The following is a 24,703-nucleotide window of genomic DNA, read 5'->3' as shown; positions in this document are numbered from 1 at the left end:
GAAGGATCGCGACCGTGACCACCAATCAGGGGACGAATCAGCGTGTCATCTCGGGGATGCGGCCCACCGGGCGTCTGCATCTCGGGCATTATCACGGAGTCCTGAAGAACTGGATCGAGCTGCAGCATAACTACGAGTGCTTTTTCTTCGTTGCGGACTGGCATGCGCTGACCACGCATTACGAAGACCCGGGCGACCTGCAGCAATACGTGACCGAGATGGTGATCGACTGGCTGGCCGCGGGGGTGAGTCCGGGATCGGCCACCCTGTTCGTGCAGTCGCGTGTGCCGGAACATGCCGAGCTGCATCTGCTGCTGTCCATGATTACCCCGCTGGGCTGGCTGGAGCGGGTGCCGACCTGGAAGGACCAGCAGGAACAGCTGCGCGAGAAGGATCTGGCGACCTACGGGTTTCTCGGGTATCCGGTGCTGCAGAGTGCCGACGTGCTGGCCTATCGCGCCGGCATGGTGCCGGTGGGCGAGGACCAGGTCTCGCACCTGGAGGTCACGCGCGAGCTGGCGCGGCGCTTCAACCATCTGTACGGGCGCGAACCCGGGTTTGCCGAAAAGGCCGAGCAGGCCGTGGACAAGATGGGCAAGAAGGCAGCCAAGCGCTACCGCGATCTGCGCAAGCGCTTCCAGGAGCAGGGCGAGGACGAGGCCCTGGAGGTCGCCCGGGCGATGCTGGAATCACAGCAGAACATCTCGCTGAAGGACCGCGAACGGCTGTTCGGCTATCTCGAGGGCGGGGGCAAGATCATCCTGCCCGAGCCGCATCCGAAGCTGACGCCCACCGCGAAGATGCCCGGGCTTGACGGGCGCAAGATGTCCAAGAGCTATGGCAACACCATCAGCCTGCGGTCCGAGCCGCAGGAGGTGGAAAGCCAGATCCGGACCATGCCCACCGATCCGGCGCGGGTGCGCCGCACCGATCCGGGGACGCCGGAAAAATGCCCGGTGTGGGAGCTGCACCAGGTCTACACCGGCGAGGACAAGCGGGGCGAGCTCTACGAGGGCTGCACCACCGCCGGGATCGGCTGCCTGGACTGCAAGAAGCCCCTGATCGCGGCCATCCAGGAGGAGCTGGAGCCGATCCAGCAGCGCGCGCGCGAATACGCCAGTGATCCGGGGCTGGTGCGCTCGATCATGGTCGAGGGCTCGGAGGCCGCGCGCGAAGAGGCGCGCGAGACCCTGGAGGAGGTCCGGCGCGCGATGGGGCTGGACTACCTGCGGTAGAGCCGGTGAGCGAACACGCCGAAGACGCCAGCGTCGACCCCGTTGATCCGGCCGCCGCCGGGGAGGGCGAGCACGTCTGGCGTGTTCACGGCGAACCGGTCGCGGAGCTGCCCGAGGACCTGTACATCCCGCCGGATGCACTGGAAGTGTTCCTCGATTCCTTCGAGGGGCCGCTGGACCTGCTGCTGTACCTGATCCGCCGGCAGAACCTCGACATCCTGGCGATCCCCATCGCCGAGATCACGCGCCAGTACATGGCCTACATCGAGGTGATGCGTGCCCTGCGCCTGGAACTGGCGGGCGAATACCTGGTGATGGCGGCACTGCTGGCCGAGATCAAGTCGCGCATGCTGCTGCCACGCCCGGCGGAGGCGGACGCGGAAAACGCCGGTGATCCGCGCATGGCCCTGATTCGGCAGCTGCAGGAATACGAGCAGTTCAAGACCGCGGCCGAACGCCTGGACGCACTGCCGCGCATGGAGCGGGATTTCTTCGCCGCCGGCGCCGCGACCGACGCACTGGAAGGCCCGCCGCCCCCGGCGCCGTCGCTGGATGCCCTGATGGATGCGCTCGCCGGGGTGATGCGGCGTGCCAGCCTGAACGCCCACCACCACGTGGCCACCGAACAGCTGTCGGTGCGCGAGCGCATGACCCGGCTGCTGCACGAGCTGGACAGCGAGACCTTCACCGACTTCGTCGGCCTGCTGGAACGGGCCGAGGGCCGCCAGGGCGTGGTGGTGTCGTTCCTCGCCATCCTCGAGCTGGCCAAGGCGGGGCTGGTGGAGTGGGGGCAGAGCGAACCCTACGCCCCCATCCGCCTGCGTCGGCGCGGCGGCGACGCCTGACCCCGACGCGCCCCGCCACCCCGTGCCCCCCTTCCGCGGGGCTGCGGTCAGCTCGCGTGGTGGGTGGACGTGGCGCCGCGATCGAATGCCCCCTCGTACAGGCGCAGCAGCGCCGGGATCACGAACAGTACCAGCACCGTGGCCACTGCCAGCCCGAACACGATCGAGATCGCCATCGGGATCAGGAACTGCGCCTGCACCGAGCGCTCGAACAGCAGCGGGGTGAGGCCCGCGATGGTGGTGACCGAGGTCAGGATGACCGCGCGCAGGCGCTGGCAGGAGGCCTCGATGATCGCCTCGCGCAGGGCCAGACCGCTCTCCCGCAATCCCTGGTAGAAGCTGACCAGGATGATGGAGTTGTTGACCACGATCCCGGTCAGGCCGAACAGGCCGAACATCGACAGCACGGTCAGCTCCACCCCGAGGATCCAGTGGCCCAGCAGGGCCCCGAGGATGCCGAACGGGATGATGGCCATCACGATCAGCGGCCAGCCCCAGGAGGCGAAGACCCAGGCGAGGATGATGTACATCAGGCCCAGCGCCAGCACCAGGCCCGTGCGCATGTCGGCAAACGTCTCCTCCTGATCCGCCGCGCGGCCCTCGAAGGACCAGTCCACCCCGTGGCGCTCGGCGACCGCGTCCAGCGGACCGTCTTCCAGCGCGGCGCGGATGCGCGCGGCATTGTTTACCGAGCGGTCGACTTCGGTGGATACCTCGATCGCGAGGCGGGTATCGGCATGCCGCAGGGTCTCGAAGCCGGGACGGGATGCGAGTTCCGCCACGTTCTCCAGCGGGGTCAGCTCGCCGTCCGGCAGGCGGATCTGCAGGCGGTCCAGGCTTTCCGTCGCGTGGCGTTCGTCGTCGGGCAGACGCACGCGCACCTCGACCTCCTCCAGGCCATCCTGATAGATCTGCGCCAGATGGCCGTCGTAGGCGTCGCGCAGCTGCGCGCCGAGCTGCTCCGTGGTCAGTCCGAGGGCGCGGCCTTCCGGCAGGATGCGGAAGGTCAGCTGCTCGCGGCCGAACGGGGTGTCGTCCTGGGTGGCGAAGGTGCCCGGGAACTCGTCGAACAGATCGGCCACGTCCAGTGCCGCGTCCTTGAGGATATGCGGGTCATCGCCGGTCAGACGCACTTCGAGATCGCGCCCGGGCGGGCCGGCCTGACGCTCGTCAATAGAAAAGGTCTCGATGCCGGGGGCCTCGCGGACGTTGTCCCGCCATGCCTGGATGAACGCCCGGTTGCGCACCTCTCGGGCCTCCGGCGAGATCAGCTCGACCTGGATGTTGCCGAACTGGTCGCCCTGCGGGGCGTTGCCGTCGCCGGGGTCGATGCCGCGTCCGAGCCGGGTCACCGAGGCACGCACCAGGCCGCCGCCGAGTTCCTCGTCGGTTTCCTCCAGCGCCTGTTCGACGTGGATGAGGAATTCTTCGACCCGTTCCGGCGGGGTGCCGGCCACGAAGTTCACGCCGGCATGGACGACCGTGCCCTCGGGCGAGGGGAAGAAGGTGAAGCCGATGCGCCCGGATGCCGCGAGGCCGATGGCCAGGATCACCGCGCCCACCGCCAGGGCGAGGGTGACCCCGGAGTGGTCCACGGCGCGCGTGACGGCACGGCGGAACGGGCCGTTGCGCAGGTTTTCGAAACCCCGGTCGAAGCGCGCCCGCAGGCTGCCGGCCGGCGGTTCCTCGAGGCGATCCATCACGCCCTTGAGATGGGCTGGAAGGATCAGGAAGGCGATCAGCAGGGTGGCCACGATCACGCAGATCACCACCAGCGGGATGTCGAACAGGATATTGCCGATGATCCCGCCGATCAGCATCAGTGGCATGAAGGCCGCGACGGTGGTCAGTGACGCGGCGACGACCGGGCCGACCATGCGCTGGGCGCCCTGACGCGCCGCCCGACTGGCCGACAGGCCCCTCTGATGCAGGCTGTAGGCGTGCTCGGAGACGACGATGGCATTGTCGACGATGATCCCCAGCGACATGATGAAGCCGAACAGCGACATCATGTTGATCGAGCCTCCCACCAGCCACAGCACCACGAATGCGGCGGTGAAGGCGATCGGGATGCCGAGGGCGACGCGCAGGGCGATGTGGCGGTTCAGGAACAGGAACAGGATCCCGAGCACCAGCAGGAGTCCCCCGGCACCGTTTTTCAGCAGCAGGGTGATGCGCTCGGACAGCAGCTCCCAGAAGGCATCGGTCTCCTGGAGCTGGACACCCGGGGGCAGGGCGGGCCGGGTGCGCTCCAGCCACTGTTCGAGGGTGCGCGCGGATTCCAGGGCGTCGCCGGTCTCGCTGCGCATCAGCTGCATCTCGATGGCCCGCGTACCCTGGGAGCGGACACGCACCTCGCCGTCGCGGGGGCGCAGGTCGATGTCGGCGATGTCGCCCAGCAGCACCCGACCACGTTCGGGGTCGCCCTGCAGCACCAGGCGTTCGAAAGACACGATGTCGCGAGCCTGTTCCAGGCTGCGCAGCTGTCGGGCGGTGTCGTCGCGTCCGACCGAGCCGGCGGGCATGTCGCGGCTCATGCCGGCGATGGCCGTGCCGATGTCGGCCAGGGTCATGTCCAGGCGGTAGAGATTGAAGGCCGGCACCTGGATGGCCATCTCGTCTTCCGTGAGGCCGGTGAACTCGACCCGCGCGATGCCGGCGTCCAGCAGTTCGCGTTCGTACTGCCGGGCCAGCGTCCGCAGCTGCTCCGGGTCGTCGGGGCCGGTGATCAGCAGGCGCGAGACCGGCTCGTAGTTGATCACCTGATTGACGATCGGGGTCTCGGCATCCGCCGGCAGGTTGCGCTGCTGATCGACCCGGTCGTTGACCTGTTCCAGCGCATGCGACATGTCGGCGCCGGGTTCGAACTCCAGGGTGATGGTCGCCACGCCCAGCGCGGAGGTGGAGGTCATCTCGCGCAGGTCGTCGACCGTGCGCAGGTCCTGCTCCAGCGGGTCGGTGATCGACTGTTCCACGTCTTCGGCGGCAGCACCCGACCACACGACCTGGACCGTGATGATGTCGAGATCAAAATCGGGGAAGAACTGCGAGTTCAGCTGGTTCAGGGCATAGGCGCCCGCCAGCAGCATCAGCGCGATCAGCAGGTTGGCGGCCAGGCGGTGTTCCAGGAACAGCCGGATCGGACCGCGCCCGGCCGCGCCCTCCGCATCGCCCCCGGCCGGGGCGCCGCCCGGCATGGGTGCGCTGGTTTCACTCATCGCCGGCGTCCTGCGGCTGGAGGTCCGGGTCGCCTTCGCGCACGGCTTCGGCCGCGGTGGGCAGGTCCTCGCGGTCCTCGACCTCCACGCGCAGGCCATCCACCGCATTGGGCAGGCGGGTGGCGATCAGGACGTCGCCGGCCGACAGGTCCGGATTGCGAACCAGCGCCAGGGTGTCCCCGGCCTCGCTGCGGTATTCGCCCAGACGTTCGACGTTCAGGGACTGCAGGCGGCCGTCGATTACGCGGAACATGGTGTCGCGCCCGTACAGGGCCTCGAACGGAACGGCCAGGCTGTCGTCTTCCTCGGGCAGGCGCAGGTTCAGCTCAAGGAAGCGGTTCAGACCCAGCGAGCGCCCGCCTTCGCGGATCGCGAACACACCGTGCGAAGCGCTGGCGCCAGGCCGGGTTTCGCCTTCGATGCGGACCAGTTCGCTGGTGATCTCGCGCCCGCCGTTGCGGGCCGAGGCTTTTAGCGTTGCCCCATCGGCCAGCAGCGCCTCCAGCCGCGGTTCCAGCGACACGGGAAGTCCGGCCCGGATCTCCAGGTCGTCGACGTCGAACAGGCGTACCAGTTCGTCGCCCACCCGGGCGCGTTCGCCCGGCGAGGTCCGGACCGCGGTCACGCGGGCATCGAACGGGGCGCGGATCTCGGTGCGTTCCAGGTCCAGTTCCGCCTGTTCGGCCGCGGCCCGCGCCCGGTTCAGCCGGGCCTCGGCCCCGGCCAGCCGCATGGGGGCGTCGGCGATCGCCTGTTCCCGGTTCTGGATGGTGAGTTCGGCCTGCTGCAGCCGCTCCTGGGCTTCATCCACGTCACTGTCGGATGCCATATCGCGTTCGCGCAGGTTGCGGGTGCGTTCGAGGTTGCGGCGAGCAATCTCGCGCAGTTCGCGTTCGCGCACCAGGGCCTCGCGATCGAATCGCGCGCGCAGCTGTTCGCTTTCCAGCGCGCCTTCGAGTTCATCGACCTCGGCGCGCGCCTGCCGCAGGGCCAGGCGCGCCTCGGCGGGGTCGATCCGGATCAGGACGTCGCCCCTGGCGACCCGCTGGCCTTCGCGCGCGGAGACCCGGGCCACGTCGCCCTGTACTGCGGCTCGCAGGGTCGCGTCGTGGGCCGAGGCACTGCGCCCGTAGAGCATCACCGAGGGCTCATGGGTCCCGGGTTCGGCGACGAAGCCGCGCACCGGCCAGGCACGTTCCTCGCCCTCGGGGGCGGGGGCCTCCGGGCCGGTGGCGCGCAGGATCATGAATCCGGCCACGCTGAGCGCGACGATCAGTACGGGGATGAGGGCACGGCCGACTCGCGGCATGACACGGGACATGCAGTTCTCGCTCGGGTCCTGGGCTGGATGGGGCGCGGGCCTGATGCCCGGGCCTTGGAGACGGTGCACCGGATGAAGTTCCCGTCCGCGGGAGACCGGTATCAGTGTCTCCTGATATGGCCAATCCTAACATCGGCGGCACGAGGGCCGCAGGCGTGGGGAATGCCTTTCTCAGGCCAGGTTATAGCGATGCAGCTTGCGCCACAGGGTCGTACGGTCGATTCCGAGACTGCGCGCGGCCCGCGAGCGGTTGCCATTATGAGCGGCAAGGGCCTGACGCAGGCGCCGCGCCTCTTCGGACTCCCTCGGGGATACCTGCGGGGCCGCGTCCGTGGGGGGCCCTTCCGGGAAAGCCGTTGCCGGGGCGGCGGCCTCCGGCTGTGGTGAAACGGTCCCGGGAGGGCGGCCTTCGGGCAGGGGAAAATCCTCCACGCGACCGTTGACCGCGTGCAGCTGGAGGCAGGCGAACACGTTTTCCAGTTCGCGGAAATTGCCGGGCCAGGGGTGGGCTTCCAGTTTGCGCCTTAACGCCGGCGCCAGCTGCAGCGCGTGTTCCTCGACGAAGCGGTCGAGGGTGGCGGCCAGGTCACGCGGCCGGGTCCTCAGGGGCGGCAGCTCCACCGTGGCGACAGCCAGGCGGTAGAACAGGTCGGCGCGGAACTGTCCCGCATCCACGCGGGCCTGGAGGTCCTGATTGGAGGCGGAAAGGATGCGTACGTCCACCTGCCGCGTGGTGTTCTCGCCCACGCGTTCGAACTGTCCGTCCTGCACCGCGCGCAGCAGCTTGGCCTGCAGACGCAATGGCAGTTCGCCGATCTCGTCGAGGAACAGGGTGCCGCCGTGGGCGGATTCGAAACGGCCCTCGCGATCGTTCACCGCGCCGGAAAAGGCCCCGCGCACATGGCCGAACAGCTCCGATTCCAGCAGCTCGTCGGGGATGGCCGCGCAGTTGACTTCGACGAACGGTCCGGCGGCACGCGGGCTCCATTCATGGATGCCGCGGGCCAGGCGGGTCTTGCCGGTTCCCGACTCCCCCAGCAGCAGCATGCGAATGTCGCTGCCCGCCGCCCGGCGGGCGAAGACCATCTGATGATGGCATTCCGGATCGGCCGAACGGAACGCGTCCGGCAGCCCCTCCCCACGATTCATTTTCATGGCCTTCCTCTCCGGGAAACTCACCGGGAGTATGGCAGCGGCGTTGCAACGCCGCCACCGCTGTTGCAACAAAAAAATTTCTGCAGCAACAGATGCTTATATTCGAATTCCCGGGTAGCGCGTGTTGCAACACCCTGAGTGCGCGGTGTTTTTTTCACGAGGACAAATATCTGAAATTTAATAATATTCTAATATTGGCATTTCTCTTGCTTGTATCGGGGCGTGCTTTTCTCTACAACGAAAAAAGACCAACGGAACAGGCACGCTGTCGGGGAGGTGCGAATGACGCTCATGCGAACGGCCAGCCTGATGCTGTCCATGGTCATCGTGGTTGGCACGGCCGGTGCACAGACCGCCTGGACGCCGGCCCAGAGCCCGGGAACCACGAGTCCGGGCAACACCGGGGTCCATGTTGCGCAGCCGCTCGCCGCGGAGCGCCACACCGTCAGCGGCACGGTGATCCCGTTCAGTGAAGTGACCCTGCGGGCGCAGTCGGGTGGCCGGGTGATCGCGGTCGAAGGGGTCGAGGGCGACCGCTTCGAAGCGGAAGAAGAACTGGTCGCGATCTCCGACGATCGCCTCCAGGCTCAACGCCAGGCGGCGCTCGCCGAGATGCGCACCACCGAGGCGGCGATCCGCGAAGCACGCATGCAGTACGACCGCGAGGTCATTTCTCCGCGTTCGCAGGACATCGGGCAGATGCCGGGCATGGGCATGCCGTCGATGTTCGACCAGATGTTCACGCGCAACATGGGGCAGTTCATGGGATTCGGTGACCCGACCCTGGACCGCACCACGGATCTCTTTTCCCGTCACATCGGCGTCGATCAGGCCCGAGCACGCTGGGAGCAGGCCCGGGCCCGAGTCGAGGAGCTCGACGTCGCGCTGGAAGACACCCGCTCCCGCGCTCCGTTCGACGGGGTGATCATGCACAAGCACGTGGAACAGGGCGATACCGTCCAGCCCGGGCATCCTCTGGTCACCTTCGGGCACCTGGATTATCTGCGGGTGGAGGCCGCCGTGCCCGTTCGCCTGGTGCGTCAGCTGGACGTGGGCGACATCGTGCCGGTGACGCTCGACGGCCATGCGGAAGAAGTCAGCGCGCGGGTCTCGCGGATCTTCCCGCTGGCCGACCCGCAGCGCCATACCGTAACCGTGAAATTCGATCTGCCGCAGGAGGTCCGCGGCGGCCCGGGCATGTACGCCGAAGTGCATCTGCCGGGCGAAGTGACGCGCGAAGACCGGGTGGTGATCCCGGAGAGCGCGATCATTCCGGGCGGGGCCCTGCCGCGCGTGGCCGTGCTGGATGCCAATGACGAGGTGCGCATCCGCATGGTCCGGCTGGGGGCGTCGCGTGATGGGGGCGTGGTCGTGACCTCGGGGCTGGAGCCCGGAGCGCGGGTGTTGCAGCACCCCGGCGGCCGTCATTGATGCGCTTCGAACACGGACAATGACAGGACGTTCGCGCCAGACATGAGCGATCAGGAACCTCGCAATCAGGAACGGCCCGGCGCTCACGCGACCGATCCCGGCATCGCCGGGCGCATGGCCCGCGCATTCGTCCATTCGCCGCTGTCGCCGCTGCTGCTGCTGGCCAGCATCGCGATCGGCATCCTCGGCCTGATCGTGACGCCACGCCAGGAAGACCCGCAGATCTCGGTCCCGATGGTCGACATCATGGTGGAGTATCCGGGCGTACCGTCGGAGCAGGTGGCCAGTCTGGCCGCGCGGCCGCTGGAACGCCTGATGAGCGAGCTCTCGGGGGTCGACAACGTATATTCGGTGTCGCATCGCGGCGAAGCCATGGTCACTGTGCAGTTCGACGTCGGCGAGGAGATGGAATCCTCGGTGGTGAAGGTCCACGACAAGCTGATGTCGAATCGCGACCTGATGCCCCCTGGCGTCAGCGAGCCGATGGTGAAGCCCAAGGGTGCGGACGACGTGCCGGTGGTCACGCTGACCTTCTGGTCGCACGAGGTCGATGACGCGATGCTGCGCCAGATCGCCCTGGACGCGAAGCAGCAGCTCAACGAGGTACCGGACACCGCGCAGAGCTTCGTGGTCAGTGGCCGCGAGGAAAAGCTGCGCATCGAGGTGCGGCCGGAACGGCTGGAAGGTTACGGGGTTACCCTGGATCAGATCGCGGGCGCGGTGCGGCAGGCCAATTCCGAACGCGGCGCGGGCGCGATCGAGGCGGGTGGGCGACACATGTCGGTGCACACCGGCTCGTTCCTGACCAGTGCCGAGGATGTCGAACGCCTGCTGATCTCGGTGGAAGACGGTCGCCCGGTCTATCTGCGCGACGTGGCCGACGTGAGTTATGGCCCGGGGGAGGTGGATCGCTTCGTGCGTCACTATTCCGGCCCGGCTGCCGAGGCACCCGATGCCGCACCGGAGGGTGCGTCCGCCGTGACCCTCGCGATCGCCAAGAAGCCCGGCAGTAACGGGGTCACGGTCGCCAATGGCGTGCTCGAACGCCTGGAGCGCCTGAAGGGCTCCGCCATCCCCGACAACGTGGGCGTCGAGATCTCGCGCGACTACGGCAAGACGGCCAACGAAAAGGTCAATGAGCTGATCTTCAAGCTCTTTGTCGCGACCTTCGCGGTGACTCTGCTGGTCGCGCTGTTCCTCGGGCTGCGCGCCGCGCTGGTGGTGCTGATCGTGATTCCGGTGGTGATCCTGTTCACCGTGTTCAGCGCGTGGCTGCTCGACTACACCATCGACCGGGTGAGCCTGTTCGCGCTGATCTTTGCGATCGGGATCCTCGTGGACGATGCCATCGTCGTGGTGGAGAACATCTACCGTCGCTGGCTGATGAAGCGCGGCCTGGATGCCGAAACCAACGTGGACGCGGTACGCGAGGTCGGCAACCCGACGATCCTGGCGACCTTTACCGTGATCGCGGCGCTCCTGCCCATGGGTTTCGTGTCCGGGATGATGGGTCCCTACATGCAGCCGATCCCGGTTCTGGGGTCGGTCGCCATGCTGTTCTCGCTGGTCGCGGCCTTCGTGTTCACCCCGTGGCTGACCCAGCGGCTGCGCCCGAGCATGTCCTACCTGGAGAAGGCCACCGAAAAGGAACACCGGCAGGCCGAGCGGCTGGGCACGTTCTTCCGCCGGGTGATCCCCGGGCTGGCGGACAATCCCGCCCGGGGCTACGCGTTCCTGGCCGGGATCGTGGTGGTGTTCTTCCTGATGGCCAGCCTGTTCTACACCACGGATGTCCGGGTGAAGATGCTGCCGCTGGACAACAAGCCCGAATTCCAGGTGATGATCAACTTCCCCGAGGGCACGGCGCTGACCGAGACGGCCTCGCTCAGCGAAGCGATGGTGGCGGAACTGCGGGAGTTCGAGGAAGTGACCGGGCTGCAGGCATATGTCGGCACTGCGGCGCCGTTCAATTTCAATGGTCTGGTGCGTCATTACTACCTGCGCCAGGACCCCTGGCTGGGCGATATCCAGGTTCAGCTGGTGGACAAGGGCGATCGTGCGCGCTCCAGCCACGAGATCGCCACCGAGGCCCGTGAGCGCCTGACACCACTGGCCCGCGAGGCCGGCGCGCGCATCGAAGTGGTGGAGATGCCGCCGGGGCCGCCGGTCCTGCAGTCAGTGGTCGCCGAGGTTTATGGCCCGGATGCCGATACCCGGCGTCAGGTCGCGCGCGACCTGGAAGAAATGTTCCGCGGGGCCGAACACGTGGCGGACGTTGACAGCTTCCTGCAGGCCCCGCATGACGTCTGGCATTTCGACGTGGACCGCGACAAGGCCCTGCGCCGTGGTGTCACCGTGGAGACCGTGAACCAGACGCTGGAGGCCGCGATCGTTGGCCGGGTCCTGGGCGACATCAAGGCGCGTTCGCTGGTGGAGCCGCACCTGATCGAGCTGCGCCTGCCACGTCCCACGCGCTCCGATATCGGGCGTCTGGAACAGCTGCCGGTGGCCTCGCAGCATGGCGGGACGGTCAGCCTGGGCGAGCTGGGCCGGTTCGTCGAGCGCCCGCAGGACGAACCCATCTATCACAAGAACCTGCGGCCGGTGGAGTATGTCACCGGCGAAGTGGTGGGGCGTCTGGCGGCACCGGTCTACGGGATGCTCGAGGTACAGGAGCAACTCGCCGATTACGAGCTTCCCGACGGCAGCCGGGTGCAGCCGCACTGGCTGGGGCCGCCGCCGAACGACGGGTCCACGGCGTTCGAATGGGCCGGCGAATGGACGGTCACCTACGAGACCTTCCGCGACATGGGTATCGCGTTCGCCATCGCCCTGATTCTCATCTACATGCTGGTGGTCTGGGAGTTCGGCAACTTCGTGCTGCCGGGCATCATCATGGCCCCGATCCCGCTGACCCTGATCGGGATCATTCCGGGCCACTGGCTGTTCAACGCCGAATTCACCGCGACTTCGATGATCGGGTTCATCGCCCTGGCAGGGATCATCGTGCGCAATTCCATCTTGCTGGTCGATTTCGGCCGCCAGGCGGTGGATCAGGGACATGACGTCCGCGAGGCGATGATCCTCGCCTGTCAGGCGCGCACGCGGCCCATCGTCATCACCGCGTTCGCACTGCTCGCCGGTTCCAGCGTCATCCTGTTCGACCCCATTTTCCAGGGCATGGCGATCTCGCTGATGTTCGGGACCATCGTGGCCACGCTGCTGACCCTGGTCGTCATCCCGCTGGGCTGCATCTCCGGGCGGCGCGCGTTCTGTCCCGCCTCACTGGAAGACGGCGACGGCACCAACGGCTCCGGCTGTGCTACCCCGACGAATGGCAGTGCCGGGACCGGCCGTGACGACAATCCCTTCGGCCCGGCCGAGGGCGGACCGGTCACGCGCGCAGTCCAGTACTTCGGGCTCTACCTGCGCTGCCTGGCGGTCGCCTTCGTCGAGGGCATGCGCGACCTGTTCCTGGCCTTGCTGAAGCTGGTGCGCGGACGTTTCGGGACGCGCCCGGGGCCGGGCGGTGGCCCGGGATCCGGCGGTTCCGGCTCGGGCTCCGGGCCTTCTCCAGCCCCGTCGTCCGGTCCTGCGCCGGGTCCCCCCGCGTCGGGGGCCTCGGACGGCCCCTCCGGCCGTGAAGGGGACGCGGGCGCGAACGCCGAATCCACGCCGGACGACGGGCTTGGATCGAAGGAGGGAGATACGGAGGCGCCGCGGAAATCCGGAAGCGATTCCCGTTCCGCCGGATCGGAGAACTCCGGGACGAGTGCGCCGCCGGATCACGATTCCACCACGACGGACCAGAAGTCGGACTCGGGGGAAGACCAAAAAGACGCGTCGTCTCCGGAGGACGGTCCCGGTGCACGCCAGTCGGGTGGCCGCCGACGCCGGGGTATTCGGCTGAAATGAGCAATCACTGAAAGAACCTCAAGGAGGTTAATGATGAAGAAGCGATTCAACGCACGCATTCTCGGTCTGGCCATGGCCGGCGCCGCAGTGGTCTCGATGTCCGTGCTGGGCGCGGCCCAGGCGGAAGAAGGGAACCAGGGCGCTCAGGGGCAGCCGATGGCCCAGCATGCTCCGGTTCCCGGGCCCTGGGGCCAGCCGGGTCCGTATGGACAGGGCATGGGCGGGCATCAGGGCGGCGAAATGATGCAGCGTCGCGATGCCTCCGGTGACTTCAGCTTCGGCATGTCCGGGCGCAGCCACGGGCAGGGCTACGGTCAGGGCCGCGGTCATGGCTACGGTCACGGCTATGGCCCCGGCCATGGGTACGGGCCCGGTCATGGTCCCGGCTACGGCTACGGTCCGCAGCAGGGCCATGGTCCCGGCATGATGCACGGCCCCGCGTACGGGCCCGGCCATGGTGCCGGCATGCACGGTCCCGCAGGCCACGGCCAGATGCAGGAATTCGATCCCGAGAATCTGCCGGAGGACATGCCGGAAGAGATGCGCGAGCGCATCGAGAAGATGCATGCCGAGCGGCAGGAACGCATCGAGGAAATGGAAGCCATGCGCGAGGCCCGGATGGAGGCGATGAAGAAGGGTCGCCAGGCCTACATGGAGGAGATGGAACGCCAGCGCGAGATGCGCATGGAGCAGATGGAAGAGCGTCGCGACTCGGGGAACTACTGAGCGCCGGGTGACGCATGGGAGCGAGGCGAATGGCGTTCGTAGGTGACGGCATGCAGCGGGGAGCAACGGCGGGGCGGAGCGTCCTGCTGGTCGCCCTGGTGACGGTCGGGGTGATGGTGGCCGCTGCGGCTGCCGAGGCCCGGGAACGTCACAATCCGTGGCATGCCGGACCGCCATCCGCGGCCGATGCGGGAGAGCCGGGAGGCTTCTCCCGGGGCGAACCCCGGTCGGCCGGATCGTTCCCTCCGCCGGACTACGATCCGGCCCGGCGGGGACGCGAGGAGCGCTCGCGCGTTCCCGCAGGTGAAGCACGCCCGGCTCCGGGGATGTCGCCCTACGGTTACGGGTTCAGTCCGTATCCGTATGGCGGCCACCGGGGACCGGGGGCAAGTGAACCGGGCATGTCGGGGTACGGATTCCCGTTCTTTGGCGGCCCGGGCGCATGGGGACCCTTTTCGGGGCCCTGAATCACCTGCCTTCGGGCAGGGTCCGGTGCGTGATCGCCCTCCGCGCATCGGTGGCAGAAATGGGAGGGCATGTCTCCGATAGGAGGAGGTAACACTATGAGCAAGTTTCTGAAAGCAGCCGTTCTTGCGGCATCCATGGCCGGTCTGGCCGCTGCCCCGATGATGGCTTCCGCGCAGTGGGGCGGGCCGGGCTATGGTGGTCCGGGCTACGGGGCTCCCTACGGTCCCGGTTATGGCTACGGCCCCGGCTACGGTGGCATGCCGTTCTTTGGCGGTCCGGGTTACGGCCGCGGCCACAACATGGGCGACATGTTCGGCGACATGATGGGCGATTTCGACTTCTCCGCCCGCGGTCGCGGTCATGGTCACGGCTACGGTCACGGCCGTGGTGACGGCTACGGCTATGGTCGTGGTCATGGCTACGGTCCCGGCTACTATGGCCATCCGGGCTACGGTTACGGCCCCGGCCACGGCTATGGCCCGCAGCAAGGTATGCCGCAGCAGGGCATGCCGCAGCAGCAGCAAGAGCAGTGATCTGCTCGCACGGGCTCGCCCGTGCATGATCGGCTGCCCGGTTCGCCGGGCAGCCCGTTTTAGATTTCAATGGATCCGGGAGCCGCAATGCTGACCGTGGTGGCCAACCTCAAGGGCGGAACGGGCAAGAGCACCGTCGCTTTCAATCTCGCGCTCTGGCTGCTCGCGAAAGGGCACCGCGTACAGGCCGTGGACCTGGATCCGCAGGGGACTCTCGGCGATGTCCTGGAAGTGCGGCAGGAGGAGGGGTACAGCCCCGCGCTCCCCGCCACGACCGATGCCGATGTCGCGCTGGGTCGGCAGGGGGAGTTCGATCACTGGCTGGTGGACGTCGGGCCCTCCGCCATGGACACCCTGATGCGGGCGGTCGCCGCGGCAGACCGGGTGCTGATCCCGGTGCCGCCGAGTCAGGCCGACGTCTGGTCCACTCACCGTTTCGTGCGCGAGATCCAGGAGCGTCGGACCGATCGTGACAGCGGTCCCGGCATCGAGGTGTTCATCAATCGCGCCGACACGCACCAGTTCGTGCGCGAGACCGAGGAGACTGCGGAGGCCCTGCAGCAGATCGAGGGTATCCGTTTTCTGCGCCCTCGGCTGAAGCAGCGCACGGCCTTCCGGCGGTCGTTCAGCGAGGGTCTCGCGGTGAACGAGCTGGAGCCTTCCGGCAAGGCGGCGGAGGAGCTGGACCGACTGGCCCGGGCGATTTTCGGACAGGAAACGAGGTGACAAATGGAATCAGGTGAAGACAAGCCGCGCCACGGTTTCATCAATCGCTACTGGGTGCTGATCGTGATCGTCCTCTGGTTGATCGCCTGGTCCGCCCGTGACTGGCTGGCGCCGGCCGAGCCGGAGGACCCGCCCGCGGAGTCCGGCGTGGTCCTGGAGGAAGAGCCTTCTGCCGAGGACCAGGAAGCTGCTCGGGGGGAAGCTGCCCGGGAAGAAGCGGCTCGGGAAGAAGCGGACAGGGAAGAAGCGGACAGGGAAGAAGCGGACAGGGAAGAAGCGGACAGGGAAGAAGCCGCCAGGGAAGAAGCCGCCAGGGAAGAAGCCGTGGAGGAGCCGGTGGAGGTCGAGGCGCTGCTGACCGAAGCACGGGAGACGTACTGGCGCGAGGGTGCCGCAGCCGCGTTGACCGTCCTCGAAGGCGGGCTGGAAACGCAGGCGTACGAAAGCCGGGAACGGGCGGACATCCTCGGGGAACTGGGCAATCTGCAATACGCCACCGGCGATGTTGAAGCCGCCATCGGAAGCTGGGACCGGGCGCTGGAGAAGCTTCCGGAGGGCGAACGCCGGGCGATGATGGCCCCACTGCGTCCGATCTATTCCCGGCATCATCCGCAAGGGGCGGACCACCTGGAACGGTTCCGCTGAGGTTTGCGGCACCCTCCACATCACGTGTGCTGTAGTCACCGACCGGAGGAACGATGGGTGCGAAAGACAGGCCAGCTGACGGCGACAGTCAGTATTACGAGGTCAAGGAAGAGGCGGACGATGCGCAACGACGGGCCAGGCGGCTCGAACTGATCGTCTATGCTTCCCTGGTCGCATTCGTCGTGCTGGCGGTGTACGGTTTCTGGTTGATCACCAGCCTGACCCGGGACGTGTCACAGCTGACCGAGGAGATCTCCTCGATGACCCGGGTGGTGGACCGCGACATGTCGGCGATTGTGCGCCACATGGAGGCGATGGAGGGCCGCATGGTGGATATTGCCGGATCCACGGCCGAGATGGAGCAGAGCGTTGCATCCATCAGCGAGGACACCGGCCGCATGAGCACGGACATCGGGTCGATGACCCGGGATACCGAGGTGATGGCCGGGTCCGTGATCGGCATGCAGCGCGACATGTGGAGCCTGAATCGCAACGTGGGCGGTCCCATGGGTATGATGAACATGTTCAACCCACTCTCGGGGCAGGGCGGTCCCTATCCGGGGTCGGGCGGTCCCTACCGTCCGCCGTCGGCGCCGCGCTAGCCGTGCGCGCGGTCTGCCCGGGCCCGAACCAATACGGAGATCGGAATGTTCAATCGACCTGGCAGCCGCGTCCGCAAGCAGCTCAAGCTCCTGAGTGACCGTCTGGCGGAGGAAAACCCGGTCCTCGAGGGCGTGGTCAATCCGTTCCGGGAGCTGGATCGGGTCGGATATGCCTCGGGCCTGCTGGATCCGGAAGAAGAGTCCTACGCCTTCACCATTTCCTGGTGGCCGATGATCTCGGTCCTGGGGACCTTCTCCTCGGGCAAGTCCACGTTCATCAACGAGTTCGTGGGCGATACCGTGCAGCGCAGCGGCAGCCAGGCGGTGGACGACAAGTTCACCGTGATCTCCTACGGCGGCAGCGAACGGGTGCAGGAACTCCCCGGGCTGGCGCTCGACGGAGACCCGCGCTTCCCGTTTTATCGGGTGTCCGACGAGATCGAACGCATCACCGATGGCGGCGGGCGCACGGTGGATCATTTTCTGGCGATGAAGACCGCGCGCGCGGAGCAGCTGCGGGGCCGCATCCTGATCGACTCGCCCGGGTTCGATGCCGACGAGCAGCGCACCACCATCCTGCAGCTGACCGACCACATCATCGATCTGTCGGATCTGGTGCTGGTGTTCTTCGACGCACGGCACCCCGAACCCGGCGCCATGCGCGACACCCTGGAACACCTGGTCAACCGGGTGGCCGAGCGCAACGACTTCACCAAGCTGGTCTTTATCCTGAACCAGATCGACACGACCTGGCGCGAGGACAACCTCGAGGAAGTCGTCGCGGCCTGGCAGCGCGCGGTGGTGCGCCAGGGGAATGCAACCGGGCGTTTCTACTGCATCTACAACGAAAGCGGCGCGGTGGAGATCGGCGACGCGCAGGTGCGCGAGCGCTACGAGGAAAAATCCGCGCACGACCGCGAGGAGATCCACGCCAAGATCCGCGAGATCAGTTCTTCACGGTCGTACCGGATCATCGGGGCCCTGCAGGCGATCGCCGAATCCATCGAGATGGACGCCCTGCCGGCGATCAAACGCAGTCTGGATCGCTGGCGGCGCCGTGTACTGCAGTTCGACGCCGGCATGATGGGGGTGCTGGTGGCGGTGCTGGCCGTGATCGGCTATCAGGCGACCGACGGTGTCCGCCCGTGGATCGATGGCCGGGTGTGGCAGACCCTGCTGGACAACCCGTGGTGGACGTCGCTGGGGGTGGTGCTGGTTCTCGGCGCGCTGGGCGGCATCCATTTCTTCAACCGTCGCTGGCTCGCACGGCGGATTGCACGCGAACTGCCGAAGGAATCGGCGGCCGGGAACTGGCAGGCGGCCTTTCTCAAGAGTACCCGGCCGATGCGTTCGCTGTTTGCACGCGGGCCGCGCGGTCTGGGGCGGCGGAGCCTGGCACGGCTGCATCGCCTGCGTGATCAGGCCGAGGCTTACATCCAGAAGCTCAACAACCAGTTCGTGGACGCGAGCCCCGTGGACCCCGGCAGTGGCCGGGCCTCGGCGGCGGATGTTCATCGACCGGCGGAGGCGGCCGAACGGCGGCCGGCGCCGGAATCCGGGCCGGGTCAGGAGGGTGCGGCCGAGGGCAGTGATGCAGGGAGCAGCGGAACGCGGTAGGCTTCGGTCGGCTTGAGCCGGTGCCTGTCTGCCGCCGACAACAAGCGAATCGGTCACCGGATGCGCACGGACCGCGTGCCATCCGCACCGAAGGAGGAGAGCAATGACCGTACTGGCGTGGGTCATGTTTGGGCTGGCAATGATTCTGGTACCGATTTCGGTCTGGGCCAGCCTTGCCGCCCTGGGTGTTTGCGCGGGTTGCGCCCTGATTCGGGACTGGCGACGAGCGCGCCAGGGCTCCGGACACTGAAAATCCGCACTTCACGCCATTCGGAGCCGGGTGGTGCAGGGGGCGCCACCCGGCTTCGCCATGTATAACAACAGGAGGAAAACTCAATGAGCGACGAACAGAAGAAAATGGCCATCATCGCGACCAAGGGCAGCCTGGACTGGGGGTATCCCCCGTTCATCCTGGCCTCGACCGCAGCGGCCCTGGGCTATGAGTGCGAGATCTTCTTTACCTTCTACGGCCTGAAGCTGCTGGAGAAAAAGCTGGATCTTCAGGTGACCTCACTGGGCAATCCGGGCATGCCCATGCCCATGCCGATGCCGGTTCTTGTGCAGGCCCTGCCGGGGATGCAGAAGATGATGACCGTGATGATGAAGAAGAAGATGAAGGCGAAGGGCGTCTCCGATCTGGAGGATCTGCGCGAGCTGTGCCAGGAGGCCGAAGTGCGCATGATCGCCTGCCAGATGACGGTGGACCTGTTCGAAATGGACACCAGTCACTTCATTGATGGCGTCGAATATGCCGGGGCGGCGGCGTTCTTCGAGTTCGCCGGAGATTCCGACATCTGCCTGTTCATGTAAACGGGCGGGGCGTTTGCGCCATCCGGGCCCCGGAGCCGAGCTCCGGGGCCTTTTTGTTGGCGGGGTTCACGTCGCATTCGTCGTGCCCGCGGACCCGCAAAGCCTGCGTGAGTCGTTATACTCTGCGGCCATGAAACGACTGCATCCCGATTCCTTTCCGACCCTCGAGGATTTCGTCGGCAACACGCCGCTGGTGCGCCTGCAGCGCCTGGCCGCGGATCTGCCGTCGACCGTGCTGGTAAAGCTCGAGGGCAATAACCCCGCCGGTTCGGTCAAGGACCGGCCCGCGGTCAACATGATCCGTGCCGCCGAGCAGCGCGGCGACATCCGTCCCGGCGATACCCTGATCGAGGCCACCTCCGGCAATACCGGCATTGCGCTGGCGATGGCGGCCGCGATCAAGGGCTATCGCATGATCCTGATCATGCCGGACAACATGTCGGCCGAACGGCGTGCGTCGATGAAGGCCTATGGCGCCGAGCTCAAGCTGGTCACGCGCGAGGAAAGCATGGAAGGGGCGCGCGACCTCGCTCAGCGCATGGCGGACGCGGGAGAGGGCTTCCTGCTCAACCAGTTCGGCAATCCCGACAATCCCGATGCGCATTATCAGGGCACCGGGCCGGAGATCTGGCGCGACACCGAGGGCACGGTCAGCCATTTCGTGTCTTCCATGGGGACCACCGGGACCATCATGGGAGTCTCGCGGTACCTGAAGGAGCGCAATCCGGAGATCGAGATCGTCGGCGTGCAGCCGGGAGAAGGGGCTTCCATCCCGGGGATCCGGCGCTGGCCCGAGGCCTATCTGCCGACGATCTTCGAGGCCGCGCGGGTGGACCGCACCGTGGACGTGACCCAGGAAGAAGCGGAGACCACCATGCGCCGGCTGGCGGCAGAGGAAGGCATCTTTGCCGGGGTGTCGTCCGGCGGCGCGGTGGCAGCCACCCTGAAGCTCGCCGCAGAGGTCGAAGGCGGAACCTTCGTGGCCATTATCTGCGATCGCGGCGACCGCTACATTTCCACCGGCGTCTACCCCGACTGAGGCTGGCATGTCCGCTCCCGTACTGGTTTTTGACCTGGAAACGGTGCCCGATATCGAGGGCGCGCGCCGGCTGTACGATTTTGATGGCCTCACCGACCGGGAGGTCGCGGATGCGCTGTTCGCGATGCGCCGCGCGCAGACCGGCTCGGAATTCCTGCGCCATCCGCTGCATCGCATCGTATCCATCGGGGTGCTGTACCAGGGCGGGGAAGCGCTCAAGCTGTCGGCCTTCGGCCGCGACGGCGAGGACGGGCACACGCCGGACGAGGCCGAACTGCTGCGCCAGTTCTTCGGCGTGATCGACCAGCGCACGCCCACGCTGGTGAGCTGGAACGGCAGTGGCTTCGACCTGCCGGTGCTGCACTACCGCGCGCTGGTCAATGGCGTGCAGGCGCCGCGGTACTGGGAGCAGGGCGACGACGACCGCGAGTTCCGCTACAACAACTACCTGTCGCGCTTCCACTGGCGCCATGTCGACCTGATGGACGTGCTCGCCGGCTTTCAGGGCCGCGCGGTGACCGGACTGGACACCATGGCCAGCCTGCTGGGCTTCCCCGGCAAGCTGGGAATGGACGGCTCCATGGTCTGGCCGGCATGGCGCGACGGACGCGCGGGCGAGATTCACGACTACGTGGAGCACGACGTGCTCAATACCTACCTCGTGTGGCTGCGCTTCGAGCACATGCGGGGCCACCTGACCGACGATGCGCTGAAGTCCCGCCAGGACCAGCTGGCGGATTACCTGGCCGCCAGCGCGGCGGAGCACCACCTTGAATTTCTCGAAGCCTGGCGGGGCTGACGGCATGGGCAAGAAGATCGACCGCACACCGTTCGAGGCCGTGATCGAGGACGTGACCCTCGATGGCCAGGGCGTGATCCGGCGTGACGGCAAGGCCTGTTTCGTGCACGGGGCACTGGCCGACGAGCGGGTGCGCGCGGTGCAGACCGGGCGCAAGCGCCGTTTTGATATGGCCGAAGTGGTGGAGGTGCTGGAGCCCGCGGCCGGTCGGGTGGATCCGCCCTGCGCATTCTTCGGTCTGTGCGGCGGCTGCAAGCTGCAGCACGCGTCGATCGACCTGCAGCGCGAGATCAAGGAACAGGCCCTGTTCGATGCGCTGGAGCGGATCGGGCACGTGACGCCCGAGGCGCGGTTCGAGCCGCTGACCGGGGCGACCCTGGGCTATCGGCGAACGGCCCGGCTGGGCGCGAAGCATGTCCCGAAGAAGGGCGGGACCCTGGTCGGGTTTCGTGAACGGGGCAGCCCCTATCTGGCGGAGATGGACCACTGCGAGGTGCTGCATCCGGCGGTGGGGCACCGCATCCGTGCGCTGCGGGAGCTGCTGGACGGCCTGCAGGCGCGTGACCGGATCCCGCAGATCGAGGTCGGCGTGGATGACGACGACCGCGTGGCGCTGGTGTTTCGTCATCTCGATCCGCTGGCCGATGCCGATCGGGCGCGGCTGGCGGCCTGGGCCGACGAGGAACGCATCGGTGTATTCCTGCAGTCGGGCGGGCCGGAGACCGTGGTCCATCTGGCGGGGCCGGATGCCCCACTGGTCTACCGGCACCCGGATTTCGGCGTGGAGGTCGGTTTCACGCCCATGGATTTCGTCCAGGTCCACCCCGAGGTCAACCGTGCCATGGTGCGTCAGGCGGTGGCCGCCATGGAGCTGGAGCCGGAGCACCGGGTGCTGGACCTGTTCTGCGGGCTGGGCAACCTGACCCTGCCGCTGGCCACCCGGGCGGCCGAGGTGACCGGGGTCGAGGTGGATGATGCGATGCTCGCGCGGGCGGCGGACAGCGCGCGCGGGCAGGGCATCGACAACACTCGCTATGCCCGCGCCGACCTGGACGACGCCGAGGCACTCTCGCGGGCCGACTGGCTGCACGAGGACTGGGACCGGGTCCTGCTCGATCCCCCGCGCACCGGGGCGGCCGCCGCCGTGGAGGCGCTGGGCCCGCGCCGGATCGAGCGCATGGTCTACGTGTCCTGCAACCCGGCGACCCTGGCCCGTGACGCCGAACGTCTGGTGCATCATCATGGCTACCGGCTGGAACGGGCCGGGATCATGGACATGTTCCCGCACACCGCGCACGTGGAATCCATGGCCGTCTTTTCCCGGGCCTGAGGGCGCAGCCGGACCGCGCCGTAACTCCAAGGAGGCAGTGAATGCTCGAGATCGTGAAAAGTGGCGGCTGGCTGATGGTGCCGATCCTGCTGTGTTCGGTGCTGGCCGTGGCGATCATCCTGGAACGTTTTATCTCGCTGCGGCGAGGCCGGGTAGTGCCGCAGGGCCTTCTGGGGCGCGTATGGGAACAGATGCGCGAACATGGCCTGTCGATGGAAGACATCGAGCGCCTGCGTGAAAACTCCCCGCTGGGATCCGTGCTGGCCGCGGGTCTGGCGACCCATGACCGTACCCGCCAGATCACCCAGGAAAGCATCGAGGAGGCGGGCCGGCGGGTGGCGCATGAACTCGAACGCTACATGAACACCCTCGGTACCATCGCGATGATCACGCCGCTGCTGGGGCTGCTGGGCACCGTGGTCGGCATGATCGAGGTCTTCACGGTGGTCACCGAGATCGGTGTGGGCAGCCCGCGGGATCTGGCCGGTGGCATCTCGCAGGCGCTGATCACCACCGCCACCGGCATCGGGATCGCGATTCCGGCGCTGATCTTCCATCGCTACTTCCGCGGCCGGATCGATGAACTGGTGCTGGAGATGGAGCAGGAAGCCACCAAGCTGGTCGAGATCATGCACGGCGAGCGCAGCGCCAGCAGCGTCGAGGCCGGAGGCCGGGCGTGAAATTCCGGCCCCATCGACCACCCGAGGAGCCCGGCGTCAATCTCACGCCGCTGATCGACGTGGTGTTCCTGCTGCTGATCTTCTTCATGGTCTCCACCACGTTCGACCGGCATGCCGACATCGACATCACCCTGCCATCGGCCGACCGGGAAGCGGAACAGGTGGACGACCGCGCCTGGATCGACATCGTGGTGGATGCCGACGGCCGCTACTTCGTGGACGGGCGGGAACTGGTGAACCGTCGGGCCGAAACCCTGGAACAGGTGCTGGGCGAGGTCCTCGAGACCCGCGGCGATGACCCCGTGGTGATCCGCGCGGACGCCAGCGCCAGCCATCAGTCGGTGGTGCGGGCACTGGACGTGGTGGGCCGCCTCGGTGTCAGCGCGGTGTCGATCGCCACGCTGGGCGATGACGGCCGGGCGGCGGACGACTGAGCGGCATGTACACGACTGAACCGGGATACGGCGCCGGGCTGGCGGAGGTCTGGGGCGCGGTCGGGCGGGACTGGCGCCGCGGAGACCGTGCACGGGCACTCGCGCGGCTGGGATTCCTCAGTCCGCCGCAGGACCGCGGCCGCCTGATCTGGATCCGGGCCGGGGCCGACCCCGAGAGCCTGCGCCTGGGGATCGAACTGCTGGGATTCGTGCGCCACAAGCGTCAGGACGTGCGCCTGGTACTGACCTTCGAACGCGACTGCCCCGAACTGTTCGAGCAGCACATGCAGCCGTTTCGCAAGGTGGGCGTGGGGTACGGCCCCTGCGATCGGCCACGGGTCGTGCGCCGCGTGCTGGAACGCTTCCAGCCCGCGGGCATCATCCTGGCGGGCGGCGTGACCCCGCCCAACTTGCTGGAAGCCACACAGGCCCCGGTGATCGCGGTGAACGCGGCACCGCCGGCGCGGCCGGCAGCGCGGGGTCTGGAGCTGGCCTGGCCCCGCGATCCGGAAGAGAGCCGGCGCTGGAACGAGCACGCCGGCGAGGGTGGTGCCGCGCGGTGGCTGGAACCGGCGGATCCGATGGCGCGTTTCGTCGAAGCGCAGGCGGATGTGGTGCTGCGCTCGCTGGTGGGTGGCGAGGTACGCCGGCTGTGGTGGTGGCATGGCACCGCGGCCGGCTGGCCGGCCTGGCGCGCCGCCTGGGAGGCCTCCGGTTTCGCGGAGGAGGACATCCTGCTGGCCAGTCTGGAAGAGGACCCCGGTCACCCGCTGCCGGGGCGTTCATTGCGGGTGAGCGGATGGGATCGCAATGCGCTCGCGCCCGGGAATGTCGTGCAGCTGGACGACCCGCGCTGGTTCGCCGCGGCGGCCAGCGCGGCGCAGGCGGTGCATCTGGATGCCCCGGGATCGCGGGTGCTGTGGCAGGCGCTTGCGGGAGGGACCGCGGTCAGTCTCGGGCGCGAAGGGACCCTGGAACTGCCGGTGGAGGTGCACGCCGATCCGCAGGCGGTGCTGGCCCGCTGGACGGCGTTGCGCGACGATGCCGCCGTCCGCCGGCAGCTTGGGGATGCCGCCCGCCGCCGGTTCTGGGACGAGCGCCGGCGGGTGGATGACCATTTCGAGACGCTACTGGCCGAGGTCTGGGACTGGTGAGCCCGTTGCCGGGGAACGGA

The 24,703-nt window shown here is 67.5% G+C and carries 20 protein-coding genes; 17 read left to right on the top strand and 3 right to left on the bottom strand.

From position 1 onward, the window contains the following. Nucleotides 1-14 precede the first annotated feature (14 nt). Both F573_RS0108210 and F573_RS0108205 read left to right on the top strand, forming a co-directional pair. A complete protein-coding gene (locus F573_RS0108210) occupies nt 15-1,235 on the top strand; it encodes a tryptophan--tRNA ligase (protein WP_018869595.1) in 1,221 nt (406 codons plus the stop codon). A gap of 5 nt (nt 1,236-1,240) precedes the next feature. Beyond that, nucleotides 1,241-2,080, top strand: a complete 840-nt coding sequence (locus F573_RS0108205; RefSeq protein WP_019022168.1) for a ScpA family protein — start codon at nt 1,241-1,243, stop codon at nt 2,078-2,080. A gap of 47 nt (nt 2,081-2,127) precedes the next feature. Here the strand turns inward: F573_RS0108205 and F573_RS0108200 are convergent, their stop codons facing one another. The 3 genes from F573_RS0108200 to F573_RS0108190 form a co-directional block, all read right to left on the bottom strand. Then, nucleotides 2,128-5,298 (bottom strand): efflux RND transporter permease subunit, encoded by a 3,171-nt coding sequence (locus F573_RS0108200; RefSeq protein ID WP_019022167.1) that lies wholly within the window; start codon nt 5,296-5,298, stop codon nt 2,128-2,130. Beyond that, on the bottom strand, nt 5,291-6,607 hold the full coding sequence (locus F573_RS0108195) for an efflux RND transporter periplasmic adaptor subunit (protein WP_019022166.1): 1,317 nt from the start codon (nt 6,605-6,607) through the stop codon (nt 5,291-5,293). Before F573_RS0108195 ends, F573_RS0108200 begins: the two co-directional genes overlap by 8 nt. Before the next feature lie 183 nt (nt 6,608-6,790). Continuing rightward, entirely contained in the window at nt 6,791-7,774 is a 984-nt protein-coding gene (locus F573_RS0108190; RefSeq protein WP_019022165.1) for a sigma-54-dependent Fis family transcriptional regulator, read from the bottom strand. 282 nt (nt 7,775-8,056) lie between these two features. Here F573_RS0108190 and F573_RS0108185 point away from each other — a divergent pair, with 282 nt between their 5' ends. From F573_RS0108185 to F573_RS0108110, 15 genes are all read left to right on the top strand, one after another. Beyond that, on the top strand, nt 8,057-9,205 hold the full coding sequence (locus tag F573_RS0108185; protein WP_019022164.1) for an efflux RND transporter periplasmic adaptor subunit: 1,149 nt from the start codon (nt 8,057-8,059) through the stop codon (nt 9,203-9,205). 42 nt (nt 9,206-9,247) lie between these two features. Beyond that, nucleotides 9,248-13,120: an efflux RND transporter permease subunit gene (locus F573_RS0108180; RefSeq protein ID WP_019022163.1), complete on the top strand. Its 3,873-nt coding sequence runs from the start codon at nt 9,248-9,250 to the stop codon at nt 13,118-13,120. Nucleotides 13,121-13,153: 33 nt separating this feature from the next. After that, entirely contained in the window at nt 13,154-13,846 is a 693-nt protein-coding gene (locus F573_RS0108175) for a hypothetical protein (protein ID WP_019022162.1), read from the top strand. Between the two features lie 563 nt (nt 13,847-14,409). Beyond that, on the top strand, nt 14,410-14,847 hold the full coding sequence (locus F573_RS0108170; protein ID WP_019022161.1) for a sulfur globule family protein: 438 nt from the start codon (nt 14,410-14,412) through the stop codon (nt 14,845-14,847). Between the two features lie 87 nt (nt 14,848-14,934). After that, nucleotides 14,935-15,573 (top strand): AAA family ATPase, encoded by a 639-nt coding sequence (locus F573_RS0108165; RefSeq protein WP_018869586.1) that lies wholly within the window; start codon nt 14,935-14,937, stop codon nt 15,571-15,573. A gap of 3 nt (nt 15,574-15,576) precedes the next feature. Beyond that, nucleotides 15,577-16,218 carry a hypothetical protein gene (locus F573_RS0108160; RefSeq protein WP_019022160.1) on the top strand — a complete coding sequence of 214 codons (642 nt, stop codon included), beginning with the start codon at nt 15,577-15,579 and terminating at the stop codon, nt 16,216-16,218. Nucleotides 16,219-16,271: 53 nt separating this feature from the next. After that, nucleotides 16,272-16,820 carry a hypothetical protein gene (locus F573_RS0108155; protein ID WP_018869584.1) on the top strand — a complete coding sequence of 183 codons (549 nt, stop codon included), beginning with the start codon at nt 16,272-16,274 and terminating at the stop codon, nt 16,818-16,820. 45 nt (nt 16,821-16,865) lie between these two features. Further along, nucleotides 16,866-18,437: a dynamin family protein gene (locus tag F573_RS0108150; protein ID WP_018869583.1), complete on the top strand. Its 1,572-nt coding sequence runs from the start codon at nt 16,866-16,868 to the stop codon at nt 18,435-18,437. Between the two features lie 336 nt (nt 18,438-18,773). Then, nucleotides 18,774-19,247: a DsrE/DsrF/DrsH-like family protein gene (locus F573_RS0108140; protein WP_018869582.1), complete on the top strand. Its 474-nt coding sequence runs from the start codon at nt 18,774-18,776 to the stop codon at nt 19,245-19,247. Nucleotides 19,248-19,377: 130 nt separating this feature from the next. Then, on the top strand, nt 19,378-20,286 hold the full coding sequence (cysM, locus tag F573_RS0108135; protein WP_019022158.1) for a cysteine synthase CysM: 909 nt from the start codon (nt 19,378-19,380) through the stop codon (nt 20,284-20,286). Nucleotides 20,287-20,293: 7 nt separating this feature from the next. Next, nucleotides 20,294-21,085, top strand: a complete 792-nt coding sequence (locus tag F573_RS0108130; RefSeq protein WP_019022157.1) for a 3'-5' exonuclease — start codon at nt 20,294-20,296, stop codon at nt 21,083-21,085. 4 nt (nt 21,086-21,089) lie between these two features. After that, entirely contained in the window at nt 21,090-22,415 is a 1,326-nt protein-coding gene (gene rlmD / locus F573_RS0108125) for a 23S rRNA (uracil(1939)-C(5))-methyltransferase RlmD (protein ID WP_019022156.1), read from the top strand. Between the two features lie 41 nt (nt 22,416-22,456). Then, complete coding sequence (locus F573_RS0108120) at nt 22,457-23,095, top strand: MotA/TolQ/ExbB proton channel family protein (protein WP_019022155.1); 639 nt, start codon at nt 22,457-22,459, stop codon at nt 23,093-23,095. Continuing rightward, nucleotides 23,092-23,529 (top strand): biopolymer transporter ExbD, encoded by a 438-nt coding sequence (locus tag F573_RS0108115; protein WP_019022154.1) that lies wholly within the window; start codon nt 23,092-23,094, stop codon nt 23,527-23,529. The genes F573_RS0108120 and F573_RS0108115 overlap by 4 nt, the downstream gene beginning before the upstream one ends. Before the next feature lie 5 nt (nt 23,530-23,534). Next, nucleotides 23,535-24,683, top strand: a complete 1,149-nt coding sequence (locus tag F573_RS0108110) for a glycosyltransferase N-terminal domain-containing protein (RefSeq protein ID WP_019022153.1) — start codon at nt 23,535-23,537, stop codon at nt 24,681-24,683. Nucleotides 24,684-24,703 lie beyond the last annotated feature (20 nt).

Source organism: Thioalkalivibrio sp. ALE23 (genome assembly GCF_000378545.1).
Lineage (GTDB): Bacteria > Pseudomonadota > Gammaproteobacteria > Ectothiorhodospirales > Ectothiorhodospiraceae > Thioalkalivibrio.
This window is presented reverse-complemented; position numbering and strand designations above follow the sequence as displayed.

What these genes read in the sequence shown, in the direction of transcription:
- F573_RS0108200 (WP_019022167.1), bottom strand. Translation starts at nt 5,298, where the DNA reads ATGAGTGAAACCAGCGCACCCATGCCGGGCGGCGCCCCGGCCGGGGGC.
- F573_RS0108195 (WP_019022166.1), bottom strand. Translation starts at nt 6,607, where the DNA reads ATGCCGCGAGTCGGCCGTGCCCTCATCCCCGTACTGATCGTCGCGCTC.
- F573_RS0108190 (WP_019022165.1), bottom strand. Translation starts at nt 7,774, where the DNA reads ATGAAAATGAATCGTGGGGAGGGGCTGCCGGACGCGTTCCGTTCGGCC.
- F573_RS0108185 (WP_019022164.1), top strand. Translation starts at nt 8,057, where the DNA reads ATGACGCTCATGCGAACGGCCAGCCTGATGCTGTCCATGGTCATCGTG.
- F573_RS0108180 (WP_019022163.1), top strand. Translation starts at nt 9,248, where the DNA reads ATGAGCGATCAGGAACCTCGCAATCAGGAACGGCCCGGCGCTCACGCG.
- F573_RS0108175 (WP_019022162.1), top strand. Translation starts at nt 13,154, where the DNA reads ATGAAGAAGCGATTCAACGCACGCATTCTCGGTCTGGCCATGGCCGGC.
- F573_RS0108170 (WP_019022161.1), top strand. Translation starts at nt 14,410, where the DNA reads ATGAGCAAGTTTCTGAAAGCAGCCGTTCTTGCGGCATCCATGGCCGGT.
- F573_RS0108165 (WP_018869586.1), top strand. Translation starts at nt 14,935, where the DNA reads ATGCTGACCGTGGTGGCCAACCTCAAGGGCGGAACGGGCAAGAGCACC.
- F573_RS0108160 (WP_019022160.1), top strand. Translation starts at nt 15,577, where the DNA reads ATGGAATCAGGTGAAGACAAGCCGCGCCACGGTTTCATCAATCGCTAC.
- F573_RS0108155 (WP_018869584.1), top strand. Translation starts at nt 16,272, where the DNA reads ATGGGTGCGAAAGACAGGCCAGCTGACGGCGACAGTCAGTATTACGAG.
- F573_RS0108150 (WP_018869583.1), top strand. Translation starts at nt 16,866, where the DNA reads ATGTTCAATCGACCTGGCAGCCGCGTCCGCAAGCAGCTCAAGCTCCTG.
- F573_RS0108140 (WP_018869582.1), top strand. Translation starts at nt 18,774, where the DNA reads ATGAGCGACGAACAGAAGAAAATGGCCATCATCGCGACCAAGGGCAGC.
- cysM (WP_019022158.1), top strand. Translation starts at nt 19,378, where the DNA reads ATGAAACGACTGCATCCCGATTCCTTTCCGACCCTCGAGGATTTCGTC.
- F573_RS0108130 (WP_019022157.1), top strand. Translation starts at nt 20,294, where the DNA reads ATGTCCGCTCCCGTACTGGTTTTTGACCTGGAAACGGTGCCCGATATC.
- rlmD (WP_019022156.1), top strand. Translation starts at nt 21,090, where the DNA reads ATGGGCAAGAAGATCGACCGCACACCGTTCGAGGCCGTGATCGAGGAC.
- F573_RS0108120 (WP_019022155.1), top strand. Translation starts at nt 22,457, where the DNA reads ATGCTCGAGATCGTGAAAAGTGGCGGCTGGCTGATGGTGCCGATCCTG.
- F573_RS0108110 (WP_019022153.1), top strand. Translation starts at nt 23,535, where the DNA reads ATGTACACGACTGAACCGGGATACGGCGCCGGGCTGGCGGAGGTCTGG.